Source organism: Sphingobacterium olei (assembly GCF_005048855.1).
GTDB lineage: Bacteria > Bacteroidota > Bacteroidia > Sphingobacteriales > Sphingobacteriaceae > Sphingobacterium > Sphingobacterium olei.
In genome coordinates, this window is the sequence record NZ_SUME01000003.1 from 380,901 (window position 1) to 400,241 (window position 19,341).

15 protein-coding genes and 5 tRNA genes are annotated in these 19,341 nt (G+C 38.9%); 17 read left to right on the top strand and 3 right to left on the bottom strand.

Features of this window, described 5'->3' with window-relative positions; all coding sequences use genetic code 11:
* Positions 1–40: 40 nt before the first annotated feature.
* Complete coding sequence (locus tag FAZ15_RS08870) at positions 41–496, top strand: hypothetical protein (protein ID WP_162304907.1); 456 nt, start codon at positions 41–43, stop codon at positions 494–496.
* Here FAZ15_RS08870 and FAZ15_RS08875 read toward each other — a convergent pair.
* The gene (locus tag FAZ15_RS08875; RefSeq protein WP_136900957.1) at positions 493–1,632 is read right to left on the bottom strand and encodes a BamA/TamA family outer membrane protein; all 1,140 of its coding nucleotides are present in this window, start codon (positions 1,630–1,632) and stop codon (positions 493–495) included. The two genes, FAZ15_RS08870 and FAZ15_RS08875, sit on opposite strands and share 4 nt — an antisense overlap.
* A 394-nt stretch (positions 1,633–2,026) precedes the next feature.
* Between FAZ15_RS08875 and FAZ15_RS08880 the strand changes: the two genes are divergently transcribed.
* The 14 genes from FAZ15_RS08880 to rpoC all read left to right on the top strand — a co-directional run bounded on the left by FAZ15_RS08880 (position 2,027) and on the right by rpoC (position 15,464).
* Positions 2,027–2,099 (top strand) — tRNA-Thr (locus tag FAZ15_RS08880).
* Positions 2,100–2,124: 25 nt separating this feature from the next.
* A tRNA-Tyr gene (locus tag FAZ15_RS08885) sits at positions 2,125–2,205 on the top strand.
* Positions 2,206–2,264: 59 nt separating this feature from the next.
* A tRNA-Gly gene (locus tag FAZ15_RS08890) sits at positions 2,265–2,337 on the top strand.
* A 92-nt stretch (positions 2,338–2,429) separates the two neighbouring features.
* Positions 2,430–2,501 (top strand) — tRNA-Thr (locus FAZ15_RS08895).
* A 74-nt stretch (positions 2,502–2,575) separates the two neighbouring features.
* Positions 2,576–3,760 (top strand): elongation factor Tu, encoded by a 1,185-nt coding sequence (gene tuf / locus FAZ15_RS08900; RefSeq protein ID WP_136900958.1) that lies wholly within the window; start codon positions 2,576–2,578, stop codon positions 3,758–3,760.
* A gap of 161 nt (positions 3,761–3,921) precedes the next feature.
* A tRNA-Trp gene (locus FAZ15_RS08905) sits at positions 3,922–3,992 on the top strand.
* A 23-nt stretch (positions 3,993–4,015) separates the two neighbouring features.
* Complete coding sequence (gene secE / locus FAZ15_RS08910; protein ID WP_136900959.1) at positions 4,016–4,210, top strand: preprotein translocase subunit SecE; 195 nt, start codon at positions 4,016–4,018, stop codon at positions 4,208–4,210.
* A 19-nt stretch (positions 4,211–4,229) separates the two neighbouring features.
* Positions 4,230–4,775, top strand: coding sequence for a transcription termination/antitermination protein NusG (nusG, locus tag FAZ15_RS08915; protein WP_136900960.1), 546 nt, complete (start codon positions 4,230–4,232; stop codon positions 4,773–4,775).
* Between the two features lie 230 nt (positions 4,776–5,005).
* On the top strand, positions 5,006–5,449 hold the full coding sequence (rplK, locus tag FAZ15_RS08920; protein WP_136900961.1) for a 50S ribosomal protein L11: 444 nt from the start codon (positions 5,006–5,008) through the stop codon (positions 5,447–5,449).
* Positions 5,450–5,471: 22 nt separating this feature from the next.
* Positions 5,472–6,170: a 50S ribosomal protein L1 gene (gene rplA / locus FAZ15_RS08925; RefSeq protein WP_136900962.1), complete on the top strand. Its 699-nt coding sequence runs from the start codon at positions 5,472–5,474 to the stop codon at positions 6,168–6,170.
* A gap of 2 nt (positions 6,171–6,172) precedes the next feature.
* Complete coding sequence (gene rplJ / locus FAZ15_RS08930) at positions 6,173–6,691, top strand: 50S ribosomal protein L10 (protein ID WP_136900963.1); 519 nt, start codon at positions 6,173–6,175, stop codon at positions 6,689–6,691.
* Positions 6,692–6,766: 75 nt separating this feature from the next.
* Positions 6,767–7,144, top strand: a complete 378-nt coding sequence (rplL, locus tag FAZ15_RS08935; RefSeq protein ID WP_002992785.1) for a 50S ribosomal protein L7/L12 — start codon at positions 6,767–6,769, stop codon at positions 7,142–7,144.
* A 162-nt stretch (positions 7,145–7,306) separates the two neighbouring features.
* Positions 7,307–11,116 (top strand): DNA-directed RNA polymerase subunit beta, encoded by a 3,810-nt coding sequence (gene rpoB / locus FAZ15_RS08940; RefSeq protein ID WP_136900964.1) that lies wholly within the window; start codon positions 7,307–7,309, stop codon positions 11,114–11,116.
* 70 nt (positions 11,117–11,186) lie between these two features.
* Positions 11,187–15,464, top strand: a complete 4,278-nt coding sequence (gene rpoC, locus FAZ15_RS08945; protein WP_136900965.1) for a DNA-directed RNA polymerase subunit beta' — start codon at positions 11,187–11,189, stop codon at positions 15,462–15,464.
* Positions 15,465–15,538: 74 nt separating this feature from the next.
* Here rpoC and FAZ15_RS08950 read toward each other — a convergent pair whose 3' ends face one another.
* Both FAZ15_RS08950 and FAZ15_RS08955 read right to left on the bottom strand, forming a co-directional pair.
* Complete coding sequence (locus FAZ15_RS08950) at positions 15,539–16,177, bottom strand: bifunctional 4-hydroxy-2-oxoglutarate aldolase/2-dehydro-3-deoxy-phosphogluconate aldolase (protein WP_136900966.1); 639 nt, start codon at positions 16,175–16,177, stop codon at positions 15,539–15,541.
* 2 nt (positions 16,178–16,179) lie between these two features.
* A complete protein-coding gene (locus FAZ15_RS08955) occupies positions 16,180–17,172 on the bottom strand; it encodes a sugar kinase (RefSeq protein WP_238387204.1) in 993 nt (330 codons plus the stop codon).
* Positions 17,173–17,329: 157 nt separating this feature from the next.
* Between FAZ15_RS08955 and FAZ15_RS08960 the strand changes: the two genes are divergently transcribed.
* The gene (locus FAZ15_RS08960) at positions 17,330–18,151 is read left to right on the top strand and encodes an SDR family oxidoreductase (protein ID WP_136900968.1); all 822 of its coding nucleotides are present in this window, start codon (positions 17,330–17,332) and stop codon (positions 18,149–18,151) included.
* Between the two features lie 19 nt (positions 18,152–18,170).
* Positions 18,171–19,340, top strand: a complete 1,170-nt coding sequence (gene uxuA, locus FAZ15_RS08965) for a mannonate dehydratase (protein WP_136900969.1) — start codon at positions 18,171–18,173, stop codon at positions 19,338–19,340.
* Position 19,341: the final 1 nt, after the last annotated feature.

Here is a 19,341-nt window from a genome sequence, read left to right on the forward strand (position 1 = left end):
ATCGTAAATTCTTTGGAAAACAATAATTAAGTTTGTCGCGATGTTATTTTTCTTTCGGTTGATATCACATTTTATATTGTCTAATAGTAGGCATGGTACACATTCCCCTTTTGTTTATAGGTTGGCAGATGAGGTGATTTACACAGCAACTAAACAGAAAGCCAGAGGGGGCAGTAAATCTGATCTTCTAATTAAAGAAATTGCAGCGTATTATGGTGTGGCAATAAAACAGGATAAATCTGCATGGAGTGGAGCGCTTGATGTTTCCATCGAAGAGCTACAGCTAGAGGAGGTTGTGGATTTACAGCATCGTTTTACATTTCTTTTTCTAAGAGATATCCATAAGAGCCTTTCTAATACACGAAGATGGAACAACTTGACCGAAGAAGACTCCATTACTGTTACGATAGATCTGTTCTATTTTGGAATAGTGTGTCATCGGGAAGGGCAGCGGAAGGAGCATTTTAAGCTCCGTTTCCCATTTTGGAAATACTAAAAGGCTTCACTGATACTTAGGTAAAAGCCAGACTGTCTTTTTTCTCCCGATCTCTTTTCGCCATATGCATAATCCAGTCGGATCGTACTGTTATGCTCTAAACTAAAGAAATAACGTATTCCTCCACCAAACGATGGGACTAAGCGTAGGTCGTGCTGAAGAGAGAACGTGCTTCCTGTGCCACCAAAGACGACAGCTCCGAGTCTTGGAATTATTCTATAGCGTAGTTCTGCCTGTGTAGCCGTGTAGCTCTTGTCTTTATAACGCCCCAGATAATACCCTCTCATCGTCATGTCACCTCCTAGGTCCCTAAAGGCATAGAAAGGTATATCTTTGCCGATGGAAGCCCTGTATAGTGTCTGGATAGCGGTTGTTAATTTGGGCGTGAGGGGGTAGAAGTATCTGACGTCCAATTCGATTTGACTACCTGTGAAATTATCTCCGCCCCAGAAGTTGGGAGCATATGCATATTTTATTCGGCTGTAAAGTCCCGATGTGGAGTAAGTTGTGTTATTCCGGGTGTCGAATAATGCAGACGCCCCTAATGCGATGTATTTTCCACCGGTTTTGCCTAACACTTCATTTGATTCGAAAATGCCTCCAGGCTCTTCATCCGTAAAGGAGAAATGTTCAAAATTCGCATTTACTCCAAGGTAGAGCTTTGGCGATATTTTCTTTTCGATATCGAACTTCGCTCTGAAGAGTTCTTGGCCGATATAGTCTTCATTTATGAGTAATGTCTCGTTGCCAATCCCGTAAAAATTGAACGGCCAATCTCTAAATCTTAGTTCGGAAATAATATGATAATCGTTGTTTTTCGTCCAGATATCTGATGTTAGTTTGATGTTTTTCTGTTGCTTGGTGGTCATGGTCGCCATCAGTGTCAGATTGGATGTGCGGCTGTTTAAATCCGATTTGTCCGTATAAAAATTATAGGTAGAAGCGAATCCGTATTCAAATCCTGATTCTTGTGCATATCCCACTGCGGGTAAAGCAATAAAACTTGCTCCTCTAGAGGAATCCTTTTTAGATGATAAAAACTGTTTGATTGTCTTTTTTATAAAATTATTGTTTTCTTGGGCGGCTAAGGGGAGGGATAATAAGGTGCAAAGACAAAAAATAAAATTTCGTTTCATGTAGTTTTGATATCATTTTTAAGTGGTTCAAACTTAGATAAAATGCTTTGCATTCACGAACCCCTGATAGAAAAAAGCAAGAATGAAATATAATACAAATGTTTCGGATTAGGAGATGGAATTGGTATTGAAAATTATTTCGTTGCATATCAGTGCAATGAAAAGCATGAGCGTGTTTTTTTAGAAAATAATTTTGTAAAGTCCTTTTAGTACCTATCTTTGCGTCATCGAAAACAAAATAAGGTTTATACTTGGATTCGTTTTTGAGTCGTTCTTTAAAGAAAAAACTTTTTTTAAAATACTCTTGCAAAAGTGAAATTAAATTTTGATTTTTGCACTCGCTGTTCAGAAGAACAGATTGTTCTTAGAGATTATATTAAAAGAAAAAATATTAGCCTCCTTAGCTCAGCTGGTAGAGCAACTGACTTGTAATCAGTAGGTCATTGGTTCGATCCCGATAGGAGGCTCTAAAGCGACGTAAGTTGCTGGTCTGGAGGGGTTCCAGAGCGGTCAAATGGGACGGACTGTAAATCCGTTGCTTCGGCTTCGAAGGTTCGAATCCTTCTCCCTCCACACTAAACAGTTTGCGGATTGTTGCGGGTGAAAAACTTGCTACAATTACGCGAACGCAAGCGGAAGTAGCTCAGTTGGTAGAGCGATAGCCTTCCAAGCTATAGGTCGCGAGTTCGAACCTCGTCTTCCGCTCTTTAATATCAAGATTTTAAGTCTCTATCTTTCATGATAATCATGTAATGTAAGGTGGAGGCAATAATCTGTAAATAAGCTTTTGATAAGAAGCCGAAGTAGCTCAGGGGTAGAGCACTTCCTTGGTAAGGAAGAGGTCGTGGGTTCAAATCCCATCTTTGGCTCGAATAATTTAAGTTTATTAACTTTGTAAAGAATTTAATAAAGAAATATTTAATAATTACTAATTCGCATAAACATGGCAAAAGAGAAATTTGACCGTAGTAAACCACACTTAAACATTGGTACAATCGGTCACGTTGACCACGGTAAAACTACTACAACTGCAGCTATCACTAAAGTATTAGCTGATAAAGGTTTATCAGAAGCTCGTTCATTTGATTCAATTGACTCTGCTCCTGAAGAAAAAGAACGTGGTATTACAATTAATACAGCACACGTTGAGTACTCAACAGCAGCTCGTCACTACGCACACGTTGACTGTCCAGGTCACGCGGATTACGTGAAAAACATGGTTACTGGTGCTGCTCAAATGGATGGTGCGATCATCGTAGTAGCTGCTACTGACGGTCCTATGCCTCAAACTCGTGAGCACATCTTATTGGCTCGCCAAGTAGGTGTTCCTGCATTAGTTGTTTTCATGAACAAAACTGACTTAGTTGATGACGAAGAGTTGTTAGACTTAGTTGAAATGGAAGTTCGTGAATTATTATCGTTCTACGAATACCCAGGTGATGATATCCCTGTAATCAAAGGTTCTGCTCTAGGTGCATTGAATGGTGAGCCTGAGTGGGTTGAAAAAATTATGGAATTAATGGATGCTGTAGATAACTACATTCCAATTCCTCCACGTTTGACTGAGCTTCCTTTCTTGATGCCAGTAGAAGATGTTTTCTCTATCACAGGTCGTGGTACAGTAGCAACAGGTCGTATCGAAAGAGGTGTAATCAACTCTGGTGATCCAGTTGAGATCTTAGGTATGGGTGCTGAAAACTTAAAATCTACAGTAACAGGTGTGGAAATGTTCCGTAAAATCTTAGATTACGGTGAAGCTGGTGATAACGTAGGTTTATTATTACGTGGTATTGAGAAAACTGATATCCGTCGCGGTATGGTTATCTGTAAACCAGGTTCTGTAACTCCTCACGATCACTTCAAAGCTGAAGTTTACGTGTTGTCAAAAGCTGAAGGTGGACGTCACACTCCATTCTTTAACAAATACCGTCCTCAATTCTATTTCCGTACAACAGATGTTACTGGTGAGATTTCATTAGCTGAAGGTACTGAGATGGTTATGCCAGGTGATAACGTTACAATCACAGTTAAGTTGATTTCTCCTATCGCTATGGAAAAAGGTCTACGTTTCGCTATCCGTGAGGGTGGTCGTACAGTAGGTGCTGGTCAGGTAACTGAAATTTTATAGTCTTTATAGATTATATTAAATACAAAAAATAAGCTAATTAGCTGATGCTGATTAGCTTATTTTTTCTAAGGAATTTACACTCCTTAGTGCCAAAAAAAGTAAATAATATTTGCTGTAATGTATCGTAAACACTATATTTGCAGCATTGAAATAATAACTACACGGGCATAGTTCAATGGTAGAATAGAGGTCTCCAAAACCTTCGATCAGGGTTCGAATCCTTGTGCCCGTGCTAACATAACTTAAGTAACTATAATGGCTAAAGTACTTGATTTTTTTAAAGACTCGTATGTTGAGATTACCGAGAAGGTAACTTGGCCTACTTGGTCTCAGTTGCAAAATCATGCAGTTGTTGTACTTGTTGCATCTGTTTTAATCGCATTGATTATTTTTGTGATGGATAAAGCTTCAAGTAACGTGTTAGAGGTGTTGTACGGTACAGCTTCTTAATTTTATCAATCAAATATCTATGGCTGATCAAAGTTTGAAATGGTACGTTGTGCGTGCTGTAAGTGGTAAGGAAAAAAAGGTAAAGCAATATATAGAGGCTGAAGTAAGTCGTCTTGGTATTCAGCATTTGGTTCCTCAGGTATTGATACCTATGGAAAAGTACTATCAGATGCGTGACGGTAAAAAGGTAGCTAAAGAGCGTAATTATTACCCTGGATATGTGCTTATCGAAGCTGCGTTAGATGGTGAAATCGAGCACGTAATCAAAAACTTAAACAGCGTAATAGGTTTCTTAGGAGATAAAGCCGGTAATGCTATTCCACTTCGTCAAGCAGAAATAAACCGTATTTTGGGTAAGGTGGATGAGATGGCCGAGCAGGGAGAGACTATCAATGTTACCTATTATGTAGGTGAAGCAGTAAAAGTAGTTGACGGTCCATTTAACGGTTTTACTGGTGAAATTGAAGAAGTTCACGAAGATAAAAAGAAACTAACAGTAATGGTTAAAGTTTTTGGTCGTAAGACACCATTGGAACTAAACTATATGCAAGTAGAAAAGGAATAATATAATTATTCTTTAAGATATAAAATAAAGCCCTTCTGATTTTTCAGAAGGGCTTTATTATGCGAGAGGTTGTGAATTATTTTGTATTTTAATTTGTATATGATTAATACTTTACATATCTTTGCACCTCATTTGGTTGCAAAACTATGTTTTAAAGTCAAATGAATAAATGTTACGTTATTTGCTTCCAACTTACTAACAAACATTTAACACATTAAATTTATAACAAAATGGCAAAAGAAGTCAGTGCGTTAGTAAAATTACAAGTTAAGGGCGGTGCAGCCAATCCATCTCCTCCAGTAGGACCTGCTTTAGGTGCTAAAGGTGTGAATATTATGGATTTCTGTAAGCAGTTCAATGCTCGTACGCAAGACAAACCGGGTCAGGTTTTACCTGTTGTCATTACTGTTTATGCAGACAAATCGTTTGATTTTATCATCAAAACTCCACCGGTAGCTATTCAATTGAAAGATGCTGCTAAATTAAAAAGTGGATCTGGTGAGCCTAACCGTAAGAAAGTTGCTTCGGTAACTTGGGAACAGGTTGAGGTTATCGCTAAAGATAAAATGCCGGATTTGAATGCATTTACTGTAGAGTCAGCTATGAAGATGGTAGCTGGAACGGCGCGTAGTATGGGTATCACTGTTTCAGGTGACGCTCCTTGGAAAAATTAATTAACGAAATCAGTTTAAGAAAGTGGCTAGATTAACAAAAAATCAAAAAGCGGCACTATCCAAAATTGAAGCTGGTAAGGCGTATTCTTTACAAGAAGCTGCGGCTTTAGTAAAAGATATTACGACAACTAAATTTGATGCTTCAGTGGATATCGACGTTCGTTTAGGCGTAGATCCACGTAAAGCGAATCAAATGGTTCGTGGTATTGCGACATTACCTCACGGAACCGGTAAAACTGTGCGTGTTTTAGTATTGTGTACTCCTGATAAGGAGGAAGAGGCTAAAGCTGCTGGCGCGGATTACGTAGGTCTTGACGACTATATCAGCAAAATTGAAGGTGGTTGGACTGACGTTGACATCATCATTACCATGCCTAGTGTAATGGCAAAAGTGGGTAAATTGGGGCGTATTTTAGGCCCGAGAAACTTAATGCCAAATCCTAAAACTGGTACAGTAACTACAGAAGTAGGTAAAGCTGTAACAGATGTAAAAGGCGGTAAGATCGATTTCAAAGTTGACAAAACCGGTATCATCCACACTTCAGTTGGAAAAGTGTCTTTCCCTGCGGAGAAGATTTATGATAATGCTTTAGAGGTATTACAAACTATTGCAAAATTAAAACCTTCGGCAGCTAAGGGAACATACTTCAAGAGTATCCATATCTCATCAACAATGAGTCCCGGTATTCATATCGAAACTAAATCAGTAGCTGGAATTTAATCATGAGAAAAGAAGAAAAACAAGAAATTGTTCAAGCTTTGGCCGAACAGATTAAATCTTTTGGTAATTTTTATATTACTGACACAGCTGATTTAACTGTTGACAAGATCAATGGAATTCGTCGCAAGTGTTACGAACAAGGGATCATCATCCAAGTGGCTAAAAACTCATTAATTGAGAAGGCACTTGTTGAAGCAGGAATCGATTCAGAAGAATTACGTAGTGTACTTAAAGGTGCTTCTACATTGTTATTCTCTGAAGTAGGAAATGCTCCAGCGAAGTTGATCAAAGAATTGCGTAGAGCAGGTGATAAGCCTGTATTGAAAGCAGCATATATCCAAGAGACAGCCTTTGTAGGTGATGATCAATTGAATGCACTAGTTACCCTTAAATCTAAGGATGAACTTGTTGCAGATATTATTGCCGCACTTCAATCACCAGCGAAGAATGTTATTTCTGCACTTCAATCAGGTGGAAATACTATTTCGGGTTTAGTAAAAGCTTTAGAACAAAGAGGATAACGAACGCCTCATTAAATTAAAAGTTCGTAATATTAATTAACAACATTATTAAGTAAATTCAAAAATCAAAATAAAATGGCAGATTTAAAACAACTTGCTGAACAGTTAGTAAACTTAACAGTAAAAGAAGTTAAGGAATTAGCTGATATCCTAAAAGACGAATATGGTATCGAGCCTGCTGCTGCAGCTGTTGCAGTTGCTGCTGCTCCTGCTGAAGGTGGTGCTGCTGCGGCTGAAGAGAAAACATCTTTCGATGTAATCTTGAAAGAAGCTGGTGGTCAAAAATTAGCAGTAGTTAAATTAGTTAAAGATTTAGCTGGTCTAGGTTTGAAAGAAGCTAAAGATTTAGTTGACGGCGCTCCTAAAGAATTAAAAGCTGGTGTTTCTAAAGATGAAGCAGAAGCTTTGAAAAAACAATTAGAAGAAGCTGGAGCTGTTGTTGAGATTAAGTAATCTCACATAGAGCCCCCAAAGGTTAGACTCTGATAGATTATCTATCAGAGTCTATTCCTGTTTTATACTATAAGTCTTGTGAAGAGGTAGTGCTGGCTTCTTTACATTTACAACAGAACAGCACAGTTAAGCTCAGTTTTTTTAAACTAAAATCTTATTCCCTTGGCAAACAGTAATATTCAAAAAGAAAGAGTAAATTTTGCTACAAGTAAGAAGGTAATTGATTACCCTGATTTCTTGGATGTGCAATTGCAGTCTTTCAAGGAGTTTTTTCAATTAGAAACTACTTCTGATAATCGCCATCAGGAAGGGTTGTACAAGGTTTTCGCGGAAAACTTCCCTATTTCTGATTCAAGAAACATTTTTGTGCTCGAGTTTTTGGATTATTTTATTGATCCACCTCGCTATGATATCCAAGAGTGTATCGAGCGTGGTCTGACGTACAGCGTGCCGTTGAAGGCAAAGTTAAAATTATCTTGTAATGATGAAGAACACGAAGATTTCGAAACAATCGTACAAGATGTATATTTAGGTACAATTCCTTACATGACTCCCAAAGGTACGTTTGTTATCAATGGTGCTGAACGTGTTATTGTATCTCAATTACACCGCTCTCCTGGTGTATTCTTTGGTCAGAGTAGACACACAAATGGTACTAAACTTTATTCTGCTAGGGTAATTCCTTTTAAAGGTTCTTGGATCGAATTCGCGACAGACGTGAACAACGTAATGTACGCTTATATCGATCGGAAGAAAAAATTCCCAGTTACAACTTTATTACGTGCAATCGGTTTTGATTCGGATAAAGATATCTTAGAATTGTTCGACCTTGCAGATGAAGTAAAAGTTAGTAAATCTGGTTTAAAGAAATATGTTGGTCGTCGTTTGGCGGCTAGGGTATTGAAAAAATGGATTGAAGATTTCGTGGACGAAGATACAGGTGAAGTTGTATCTATCGACCGTAACGAAATCATACTTGAACGCGAAACTGTCCTAGAAGAAGATCACATTGACTTGATCATCGATGCCGGTGTAAAATCTATTATTTTGGCTAAAGATGATGATTCAAACAATGCGGACTATTCTATTATATATAATACCTTACAGAAAGATACGTCAAATTCTGAAAAGGAAGCTGTAGAACACATCTATCGTCAATTGCGTAATGCGGAACCACCTGACGAGGAAACTGCTCGTGGTATCATTGATCGTTTGTTCTTTTCCGATAAACGTTATGATTTAGGAGATGTGGGCCGTTACCGCATTAATCGTAAGCTTAAACTGGATACCCCTGCTGAAACGAAAGTATTAACACGTCAAGATATTATCGCGATCGTGAAATACTTAATTAACCTGATTAATTCTAAAGCTGAGGTAGATGATATCGATCACTTGTCAAACCGTCGTGTACGTACGGTAGGTGAACAGTTATATGCTCAATTTGGAGTTGGTTTAGCTCGTATGGCGCGTACAATCCGTGAACGTATGAACATCCGCGACAACGAGGTGTTTACACCTACGGATTTGATTAATGCACGTACACTGTCGTCGGTGATTAATTCATTTTTCGGAACGAACCAACTTTCTCAGTTTATGGATCAAACAAATCCACTGGCTGAGATCACACACAAACGTCGTTTATCAGCTTTAGGTCCAGGTGGTTTATCGCGTGAGCGTGCTGGTTTTGAGGTGCGTGACGTTCACTACACACACTATGGCCGTCTGTGTACGATCGAAACTCCAGAGGGACCAAATATTGGTTTGATCTCTTCGCTATCAGTGCATGCTAAGATTAATAACTTAGGCTTCATTGAGACCCCTTACCGTATTGTAAGAGATGGTAAAGTGGTCGTTGATGAGCCAGTGGTATATTTATCTGCGGAAGATGAAGATGGTAAAACTATTGCTCAAGCAAATGCACAATATGATGATAACGGTAACTATTTAGATGCTAAAGTAAAAGCAAGATATGAGGGGGATTTCCCGATTATCGTGCCTGAGAAATTAGACTATATGGATGTTGCCCCTAATCAGATTACATCTATTGCAGCTTCTTTGATTCCTTTCTTGGAACATGATGATGCCAACCGTGCCCTAATGGGATCGAATATGCAACGTCAAGCTGTTCCTTTGTTACGTCCGCAAGCTCCTATTGTAGGAACTGGATTAGAAGGCCGTGTGGCTTCAGATTCACGGACGTTAATTAACGCAGAAGGAAACGGTGTAGTAGAATACGTAGATGCACAAGAAATAAGAATTCGTTACGAACGTAACGACGATGATCGTTTAGTTTCATTTGACGATGATATTAGAACATATCGATTGATCAAATTCAAGAAAACCAATCAGAATACGTGTATCAACTTGAAACCTATTGTTAGAAAAGGTCAAAAAGTTACTAAAGGTCAAGTACTTTGTGAAGGTTATGCGACTGAAGATGGTGAATTGGCATTAGGACGTAACTTAAAAGTAGCATTCATGCCTTGGCAGGGATATAACTTCGAGGATGCGATCGTAATTTCTGAACGTGTGGTATCTCAGGATATTTTCACTTCATTACATATTGAGGAATTCGAATTGGAGGTTCGTGATACGAAACGTGGTGAAGAAGAATTGACGGCTGATATTCCTAACGTATCGGAAGAAGCTACTAAAGATCTAGATGAGAATGGTATCATTCGTATCGGAGCGGAAGTAGGTGAGGGTGATATTCTGATCGGTAAGATTACACCTAAAGGTGAATCAGATCCTTCCCCAGAAGAAAAATTATTACGTGCTATATTTGGTGATAAGGCAGGTGACGTTAAAGATGCATCTCTAAAAACTCCTCCTTCGATTAAAGGTGTTGTAATTGATACTAAATTATTCTCACGTGCTAAGAAGATGTCTAAAGAAGTTGAAAGAAAAGCTTTAGAGAAATTGGAAGTAGCACACGATAAGAACCTAAGATCACTAAAAGAACGTTTGGTAGACAAATTATTTACTATTGTAAACGGTAAAACCAGTCAAGGTGTTTATAATTCTTATCGCGAACTATTGGTAGCAAAGGGTGCGAAATTTACGCAAAAAATCTTAACGGATTTAGATTACGCGCACATCAATCCAACGGGTTGGACTACTGATGAAGAAAAGAATGAGATGATTAAAATGGCTCTTCACAACTACAATATAAAGTATAACGAAGAGTTAGGAGCTTTCAAACGTGATAAATTCGCGATCTCAGTAGGAGATGAGCTTCCATCAGGTATTGTTCAAATGGCTAAAGTTTACGTGGCAAAGAAACGTAAATTGAAAGTAGGAGATAAGATGGCTGGTCGTCACGGTAACAAAGGTATTGTCGCACGTATAGTACGTGATGAAGATATGCCTTTCTTAGAAGACGGAACTCCGGTAGATATCGTATTAAATCCACTAGGTGTACCTTCGCGTATGAACTTAGGTCAGATTTATGAAACAGTTCTTGGATGGGCAGGACAAAAATTAGGAATGAAGTTCGCTACGCCAATCTTCGATGGTGCTGAAATGGGCCAAGTGGAAGAGTGGGTGGCAAAAGCGGAATTACCTAAATCAGGGCGTACATATCTTTACAACGGGTTAACGGGAGAGCGTTTTGATCAACCTACTACTGTCGGCGTGATTTACATGTTGAAATTAGGTCACATGGTAGATGATAAAATGCACGCACGTTCGATCGGGCCTTATTCATTGATTACACAACAACCATTGGGTGGTAAAGCACAATTTGGTGGTCAGCGTTTCGGTGAGATGGAGGTTTGGGCATTGGAGGCATTCGGTGCATCTAATATCCTTCAGGAGATTTTGACTGTGAAATCCGATGATGTAGTAGGTCGTGCTAAAACTTACGAGGCTATCGTGAAAGGTAATAACTTACCAACTCCTTCGGTACCAGAATCGTTCAACGTATTGGTACATGAGTTGCGTGGTTTAGGTTTAGATATCACATTAGATTAATCAAGCAAATAGGACTTAACAGATGGAACAATCTGTTAAGCTTCTTTAAAGCTTTAACTTTTGAATAAGTATGTCTTACAAAAAAGATAATAAAATTAAAAGCAACTTTACATCGATCACGATCAGCTTAGCGTCTCCGGAGACGATTTTGGAACGATCAAGTGGTGAAGTTGTAAAACCAGAAACGATCAACTATCGTACGTACAAACCGGAACGTGATGGTCTATTTTGTGAACGTATCTTCGGTCCGGTAAAGGACTACGAATGTCACTGTGGTAAATACAAACGTATCCGGTATAAGGGTATTGTATGTGACCGCTGTGGTGTCGAAGTTACAGAGAAAAAAGTACGTCGTGAGCGTATGGGCCACATCTCTTTGGTGGTTCCTGTTGCACATATTTGGTACTTCCGTTCTCTTCCCAACAAAATTGGGTACTTATTAGGTCTTCCTACTAAGAAACTAGATATGATCATCTATTACGAGCGATACGCGGTAATCCAACCTGGTATCAAAGAAGATGATGGTATTTCTTATATGGATTTCTTAACAGAAGAAGAGTATTTAGATATTTTAGATACTTTACCAAAAGAGAACCAATACCTGGATGACAACGATCCGCAAAAGTTCGTTGCAAAAATGGGTGCTGAAGCATTGGAAGAGCTATTGAAACGTATTGATCTTGATCAATTGTCATACGATTTACGTCATCAAGCAGCTAATGAAACTTCTCAGCAACGTAAAAATGAGGCATTAAAACGCCTTCATGTTGTAGAAGCATTCCGTGGTTCAAGAGATCGCATTGAAAATCGTCCAGAATGGATGATCGTAAAAATCGTTCCTATTATTCCTCCAGAATTACGTCCTTTAGTTCCTTTGGATGGTGGTCGTTTCGCGACTTCGGATTTGAATGACTTATACCGTCGTGTAATTATCCGTAACAATCGTTTGAAACGTTTGATCGAAATCAAAGCTCCCGAAGTAATTTTACGTAACGAAAAACGTATGTTACAAGAAGCGGTTGACTCCTTGTTTGATAATTCACGTAAAGTGAATGCTGTGAAAACGGAAGGTAACCGTGCGTTGAAATCATTGTCAGATATTTTAAAAGGTAAGCAAGGCCGTTTCCGTCAAAACTTACTAGGTAAACGTGTCGATTATTCGGCTCGTTCGGTAATTGTCGTGGGACCTAACCTGAAATTACACGAGTGCGGTATTCCTAAAGATATGGCGGCAGAGCTTTACAAACCGTTCATCATTCGAAAAATGATTGAACGTGGTATCGTGAAAACTGTAAAATCGGCTAAAAAAATTGTAGATCGTAAAGATCCAGTTGTTTGGGATATTTTAGAAAACGTGTTGAAAGGTCACCCGGTATTATTAAACCGTGCGCCTACGCTTCACCGTTTGGGTATTCAGGCTTTTCAGCCTACCTTGGTAGAGGGTAAGGCAATTCAATTACATCCGTTGGTGTGTACAGCGTTTAACGCCGATTTTGATGGTGACCAGATGGCAGTCCACTTACCGCTAGGTAATGCTGCAATTTTGGAAGCCCAGATCTTAATGTTGGCTGCACATAATATTTTGAATCCTGCTAACGGCTCTCCGGTTACAGTACCATCTCAAGATATGGTATTGGGTCTTTATTATATTACTAAAGGCCGTAAATCGGACGAAAATCGTAAGATGAGAGGTGAAGGAAGTATATTCTATTCTCCGGAAGAGGTTATCATTGCTTTAAATGAGCAACAGGTAGATCTTCACGCTTGGATTAAAGTTAAGACGCAAGTTAAAATAGGCGAGGAGAAATATGCTCAGCAGATTATTGAAACGACTGTAGGAAGAGTAATCTTTAACCAGATAGTTCCGCTAGAGGTGGGTTATATCAATGAAATCTTGACGAAGAAATCACTTCGTAATGTCATTGGAGAGATCGTGAAGAATACGGGTATGGCTCGTGCGGCGAAATTCTTGGATGATATGAAAGAGTTAGGATTCCAAACAGCTTTTAAAGGTGGTTTGTCATTCAACTTGCAAGATTTGAATATTCCGGATGCAAAAGCTGACTTGATCGCTCAAGCTACTAATGAAGTTGAAGAAGTAATGAACAACTATAATATGGGTTTCATTACGAACAACGAGCGTTATAATCAAATCATCGATATCTGGACGCGTATCAACAATAGGTTGACTGCGCACGTAATGGATATCCTTTCAAACGACAACCAAGGTTTCAACTCGGTATATATGATGTTGGATTCTGGAGCGCGTGGTTCGAAAGAGCAGATTCGTCAGTTGTGTGGTATGCGTGGTTTGATGGCGAAACCCCAGAAATCGGGTAATTCAGGAGGGGAAATTATTGAAAATCCGATTTTATCAAACTTTAAAGAAGGTCTTTCGGTATTAGAGTACTTTATTTCTACACACGGTGCGCGTAAAGGTCTTGCCGATACAGCATTGAAAACAGCCGATGCGGGTTACTTAACGCGTCGTTTGCATGATGTTGCTCAAGATATGATTGTCGTAGATCACGATTGTGGAGGTCTACGTGGTATCTATACAACTGCATTAAAAGATAACGACGATATCGTTGAACCATTATATGATCGTATCTTAGGCCGTACACCACTTCATGATGTTTATCATCCGGAAACCAACGAGTTAATCGTGGCAGCGAATGATGACATTAACGAGGAAGTTGGATATGCGATTGAAGAAGCAGGTATTGAGGGTATTGAGATTCGTTCGGTATTGACCTGTGAATCAAAACGCGGCGTATGTGCTTGTTGTTATGGACGGAACTTGGCTTCTGGTAAACGCGTGCAAATGGGTGAAGCTGTCGGTGTAATTGCCGCACAATCCATTGGTGAGCCGGGTACACAGTTAACACTTCGTACGTTCCACGTGGGGGGTACAGCGTCTAACATTGCCAATGAGTCAACTATCATTGCTAAATACGAAGGTGTTGTAGAATTCGAAAATGTTCGTACTGTTGAGAAACAAGGTGAAGATGGCCCATATCAAGTTGTATTAGGACGTTCAGGCGAGATTAAAATTGTTAGTGGTGAGAACAAAGTTCTCTATCAACAAATCATTCCTTACGGTTCAAACTTGTTTGTAAAAGAAGGAGAGAAAGTCGAGAAAGGAACTAAACTTGTTGACTGGGATCCATATAATGCTGTCATTATTTCCGAATTTGCGGGTAAAGTGGAGTTTGACGCGATCATCGAAGGTGTTACTTTCCGTGAAGAATCTGATGAGCAAACAGGTCACAAAGAGAAAGTAATTATTGAAACTCGTGATAAGACGAAAAATCCGACTATAAAAGTTCTTGACTTGAAGGGCGAAGTAATCCGCTCGTACAACATTCCGGTGGGAGCGCACGTTTCGGTATCTCATGGACAAAAAGTAAAAGAAGGAGCTATCTTAGTTAAGATTCCTCGTTCTACCGGTAAGACGCGAGATATTACGGGTGGTCTTCCACGTGTAACGGAGTTATTCGAGGCGCGTAACCCATCTAATCCAGCTGTAGTTACTGAAATTGATGGTGTTGTATCTTTAGGAGGTGTTAAGCGCGGTAACCGTGAGATTTCGATCGAATCCCGTGATGGACAAGTGAAGAAATATTTGGTTCCTCTTTCGAAACACATTCTGGTACAAGACAACGATTTTATTAAAGCAGGTATGCCTTTGTCAGACGGTCAGATTTCTCCTGGAGATATCTTATCTATCAAAGGGCCGGCTGCCGTTCAAGAATATATCGTAAATGGTATTCAAGAGGTTTACCGTCTTCAGGGGGTAAAAATCAACGATAAACACTTCGAAACGATCGTTCACCAAATGATGCAAAAAGTTCATATTGAAGATCCAGGAGATACACGTTTCTTAGAGAAAGAAGCGGTAAACAAATGGGATTTCATGTTGGAAAATGATTCCTTGTATGATAAAAAGGTTATTGTTGAGTCAGGTGATTCTTCGACTTTACGTGCAGGTCAAATTGTTACGTTGCGTAAACTTCGTGAAGAAAACTCCAGCTTGAAACGTCAAGACTTGAAATTGGTAGAAGTGCGCGACGCAATTCCTGCTACCTCAAGTCCGTTGTTACAAGGTATCACTAGAGCTTCATTAGGAACCAAATCGTTCATTTCAGCAGCATCCTTTCAGGAAACGACAAAAGTATTGAACGAGGCAGCTATTGCAGGTAAACGTGATAATCTATTAGGTTTGAAAGAAAACGTAATTGTTGGCCACTTAATTCCTTCTGGTACTGGTCTGCGTAAATACAGTAATATTATCGTAGGTTCACGTGAGGAATACGATCAATTATTGGCATCGAAAGAAGAAGATTAATGTTCTCTTTTTAATATAAATAATAAAGGCTAGCGAATTCGCTAGCCTTTATTATTTATATGTAGAATGTTTTATTATTTGATCCAGCTAAACAATTGCTTACTTCGTACAGATAACCACGAATAATCTGTTGCCCCCTCTGGCTCTTGAAATAATTTGGAACCAAGACCAACGGAGTATACTCCGGCTTCAAACCATTCTTGAATATTTTTCTCTTCTACATCAACACCACCTGTCGGCATGAATTTAACTTTTGGAAACAGCGGTTTGATTGCTTTTAAAAATTTAGGACCAAGTGTATCTCCAGGAAATAGTTTAACAAGTGGTGCTCCCAATTTTTCGGCAACGGCGATTTCAGAAGGTGTCATACAACCCGGAATCCATAAAATGCCTTTATCTAAAGTTTCTTTAGCAATACTTGGTTCAATAATGGGACTTACTATAAATTCTGCGCCAACTGCTAAAAAGCTTTTCGCCTGTTCAACGTCTTTTATTGTTCCAATACCCAATACCAATCCAGGTAGATGCAAATTCTTATAATCCAATAATATTTTGAAATTTTCCAATGCCTTTTCACCTCGATTTACAAATTCGAAAACGCGAATTCCTCCTTCATAAGCGGCCTTAACGATTTCAATGCATTTCGCACTGTCATCATGATAATAAACAGGTATTACTGGGTATTTATTGATTGTTTCTAATATATTGTTCATGATTATTTAAATTTTCCGTTTCCAAAATCGCCTTCAACAAATAGTTTTTGATATCCGGCTCCTGTCGCAATTTCAATTATTTCCCGAGGATCAGTCGTATTTTTTAACGCATGAATAAATCCGGCCATAAACGCATCACCGCTTCCTATACGATCGATGACTGCATTCGTTTCAAATATTTGCGAAATACTGTTTTCTTCTCTCGAATGATAAGTTCCGTAGAAGAGATTGTGTGTGGGATTGTCCATAAAACGATAGGTATTGGCGATATGTTTCGTTTTATGGAATTTGTCGAATATTTCTTTAGCTGATTTTATTGCATATTCATAATATGTTTGAATCTCGGTTTCCCGATTTAGGGATTCATCAATAGATGTTCCCAACATTTTATTCGCAGCCCATATATTGCCCATTACTACATCACAGTATTCAACCAATTGAGGCATTATTTCGAGGGGTTGTTTCCCATATTGCCACAGCTTACTTCTGTAATTCAGATCGACTGAAATTGTGATATTTCGCGAACTCGCTTCTTTCAGTAAATCTTCGGTTAATGAGGCCATCTGTTTACTGAGAGCAGGTGTAAGCGCAGTCCAATGCAGCCAATCTACATTTTCCAGTAATGACCCATAATCGATATCTTCCAGACGAAGCTGGCTAAAGCTTGAGTACTTCCGGTCATATATTACCTCTCCTTTGGTAAGGCCATTGGCAGATAGAAGAATATACGATCCGATTCTATCACCGACTTTCGAGACTTTAGAGGTGTCGACATTGGATTCGTGGAGTAGCGCTATGATTTCGGCGGATAGTGGGTTGTCGGGGAAAGCACTATAATAGGAGGTTTTTGTTCCCATTTGTGCTAACGATACGGCTACATTTGCTTCTGAACCTCCTGGATACAATCTGGATAAATTATTGCCTTTTTCAAAAAAAGAACTGCCTACTGCTTGTTGCCTGATCAATATTTCTCCAAAAGATAAAACGCTTTTCATTACAATGGTTTTGATTAATGTTCTAAAATACGATTTAACTGTGATAAATAGACGATTGCTTATGCATAAATTTACCGCAATCGTTATCGTATTTTACGTTCATTTATTGTTATTTTTTTGGGTATCTTGCTTTGATAAAATTATAAACAATTGTTAAATGAACGTTTTAGAAAAATTTTCCTTAAAAGGAAAAGTAATAATTGTCACTGGAGGAACGGGAGTTTTAGGGAAGTCTTTTGTGAAGGCACTTGCAGAAGCAAAGGCTAAAGTTTGCATTATTGGCCGTAATCAAGAGCGTGCAGACGAGCGGGTGAGATTAGTGGAAACTTTTGGTAGTGAGGGGCTTGCTGTCGTGGGCGATGTGATGAATGAACAATCAATGATCGTGGCCCGGGAGCAGATATTGACTAAATGGGGGACGATAGACGGTTTGGTGAATGCTGCGGGGGGTAATATTCAAGGTGCAACAATTACTCCGGAACAAGATCTTTTTGCCTCAAATGTACAGGATACGATAAAAGCTATTGAATTGAATCTTTTTGGAACGATAATCCCCACTCATGTTTTTGGGAAGATAATTGCGGAAAAAGGCAAAGGTTCTATTATTAATATAGGATCGTTGTCATCTAGTCAGGCTATTACCCGTGTAATGGGTTACACGGTAGCCAAAAATGGTGTTATAGGTTTTACAAAATGGATGGCAACTGAATTGGCCTTGCGTTATGGCGACAAAATTAGAGTAAATGCGATCGCTCCAGGTGTGTTTTTGACAGAACAAAATAGGGCTTTACTCACCAATACGGACGGCACATATACTTCTCGCGCGCAAAAATTTATTAACGGAACACCTTTTTCGAGACTAGGGGATCCTTCCGAGTTGGAGGGGACATTGGTTTATCTATTGAGTGACGCATCGTCTTTCGTTTCCGGAGAAACTGTGTACGTCGATGGCGGATTTAATGCATGGAGTGGAGTTTAATTATAAATAATTTATTTAGATGAAAAATAGATTTGAACAAACTTGGAGATGGTATGGGCCTGATGATTCGGTCAGTCTACAAGATGTAAAACAAGCTGGGGCTACAGGAATTGTTACCGCATTACACCATATAGCTCATGGAGATGTTTGGCCTTTAGAAGATATACAAGAACGGAAAAGGATCATTGAAGAATCTGGGTTGAAATGGTCTGTAGTTGAAAGTGTTCCGGTACACGAAGCTATTAAAACTAGAAGAAGTGATGCCGCACAATATATTGAAAATTATAAAGAATCGTTACGTAACCTTGCATCGTGTGGTATACATATCGTAACATATAATTTTATGCCTGTACTTGATTGGACAAGAACAAAACTTGATTTGGAATTAAAGAATGGTGCAAAAGCACTTTATTTTAATTGGATTGATTTGGCGGCTTTTGATCTTTTTGTGTTGAAAAGAGAGCATGCAGAAAAAGATTATCCTCAAGAAATAGTTACAGCGGCAAGAAAACGTTTCGACGGTTTTACCCCGGCTGATATTGAAGACTTGAATAGAGTCATCCTAATGGGAATTCCAAGTGAGAAAGATATAAGTTTAGAAGATCTTCACACAAGTCTTGAAATATATAAAGAAATTGGATTCGACGGATTACTTCATAATCTTCTTTGGTTTTTGAATGAAATCGCTGAAGTATGTGAGGAAAACAATATCAAGATGGCGATCCACCCGGACGATCCTCCTTATCCGATATTAGGTTTGCCTAGAATAGCATCTAATAAGCAAGATTACCTCAACATCATTAACGGATTAGATAAGGATTTTAATGGCGTTTGTTTTTGTACAGGGTCATTAGGAGCAGGGGTAAATAATAATGTTCCTGAGATTGCAGAAGCATTAAAACACCGTGTACATTTTGCACATTTCCGTAATGTGAAAAAAGATGGACAAGGAAATTTCTATGAGGCCGATCATTTGGACGGTGATGTAGACATGGCTGCTGTGTTAAGTATCTTTATTGCTGAGAATCAGCGAAGGGAATATCCTATTCCATTTAGACCTGATCATGGTCATCAAATGTTGGATGATTTGCAAAAGGTAACAAATCCAGGTTATTCAGCAATCGGCCGACTAAAGGGGTTGGCTGAAATTCGTGGGCTGGAATTAGGATTAATTAGTACAAAACCTTAAC

Bases quoted from the DNA above. Each gene is read 5' to 3' on its own strand.
- nusG (WP_136900960.1), top strand. From the start codon at position 4,230: ATGGCTGATCAAAGTTTGAAATGGTACGTTGTGCGTGCTGTAAGTGGT.
- rpoC (WP_136900965.1), top strand. From the start codon at position 11,187: ATGTCTTACAAAAAAGATAATAAAATTAAAAGCAACTTTACATCGATC.
- rplL (WP_002992785.1), top strand. From the start codon at position 6,767: ATGGCAGATTTAAAACAACTTGCTGAACAGTTAGTAAACTTAACAGTA.
- uxuA (WP_136900969.1), top strand. From the start codon at position 18,171: ATGAAAAATAGATTTGAACAAACTTGGAGATGGTATGGGCCTGATGAT.
- FAZ15_RS08960 (WP_136900968.1), top strand. From the start codon at position 17,330: ATGAACGTTTTAGAAAAATTTTCCTTAAAAGGAAAAGTAATAATTGTC.
- FAZ15_RS08875 (WP_136900957.1), bottom strand. From the start codon at position 1,632: ATGAAACGAAATTTTATTTTTTGTCTTTGCACCTTATTATCCCTCCCC.
- rplJ (WP_136900963.1), top strand. From the start codon at position 6,173: ATGAGAAAAGAAGAAAAACAAGAAATTGTTCAAGCTTTGGCCGAACAG.
- rplK (WP_136900961.1), top strand. From the start codon at position 5,006: ATGGCAAAAGAAGTCAGTGCGTTAGTAAAATTACAAGTTAAGGGCGGT.
- FAZ15_RS08950 (WP_136900966.1), bottom strand. From the start codon at position 16,177: ATGAACAATATATTAGAAACAATCAATAAATACCCAGTAATACCTGTT.
- tuf (WP_136900958.1), top strand. From the start codon at position 2,576: ATGGCAAAAGAGAAATTTGACCGTAGTAAACCACACTTAAACATTGGT.
- secE (WP_136900959.1), top strand. From the start codon at position 4,016: ATGGCTAAAGTACTTGATTTTTTTAAAGACTCGTATGTTGAGATTACC.
- FAZ15_RS08870 (WP_162304907.1), top strand. From the start codon at position 41: ATGTTATTTTTCTTTCGGTTGATATCACATTTTATATTGTCTAATAGT.
- FAZ15_RS08955 (WP_238387204.1), bottom strand. From the start codon at position 17,172: ATGAAAAGCGTTTTATCTTTTGGAGAAATATTGATCAGGCAACAAGCA.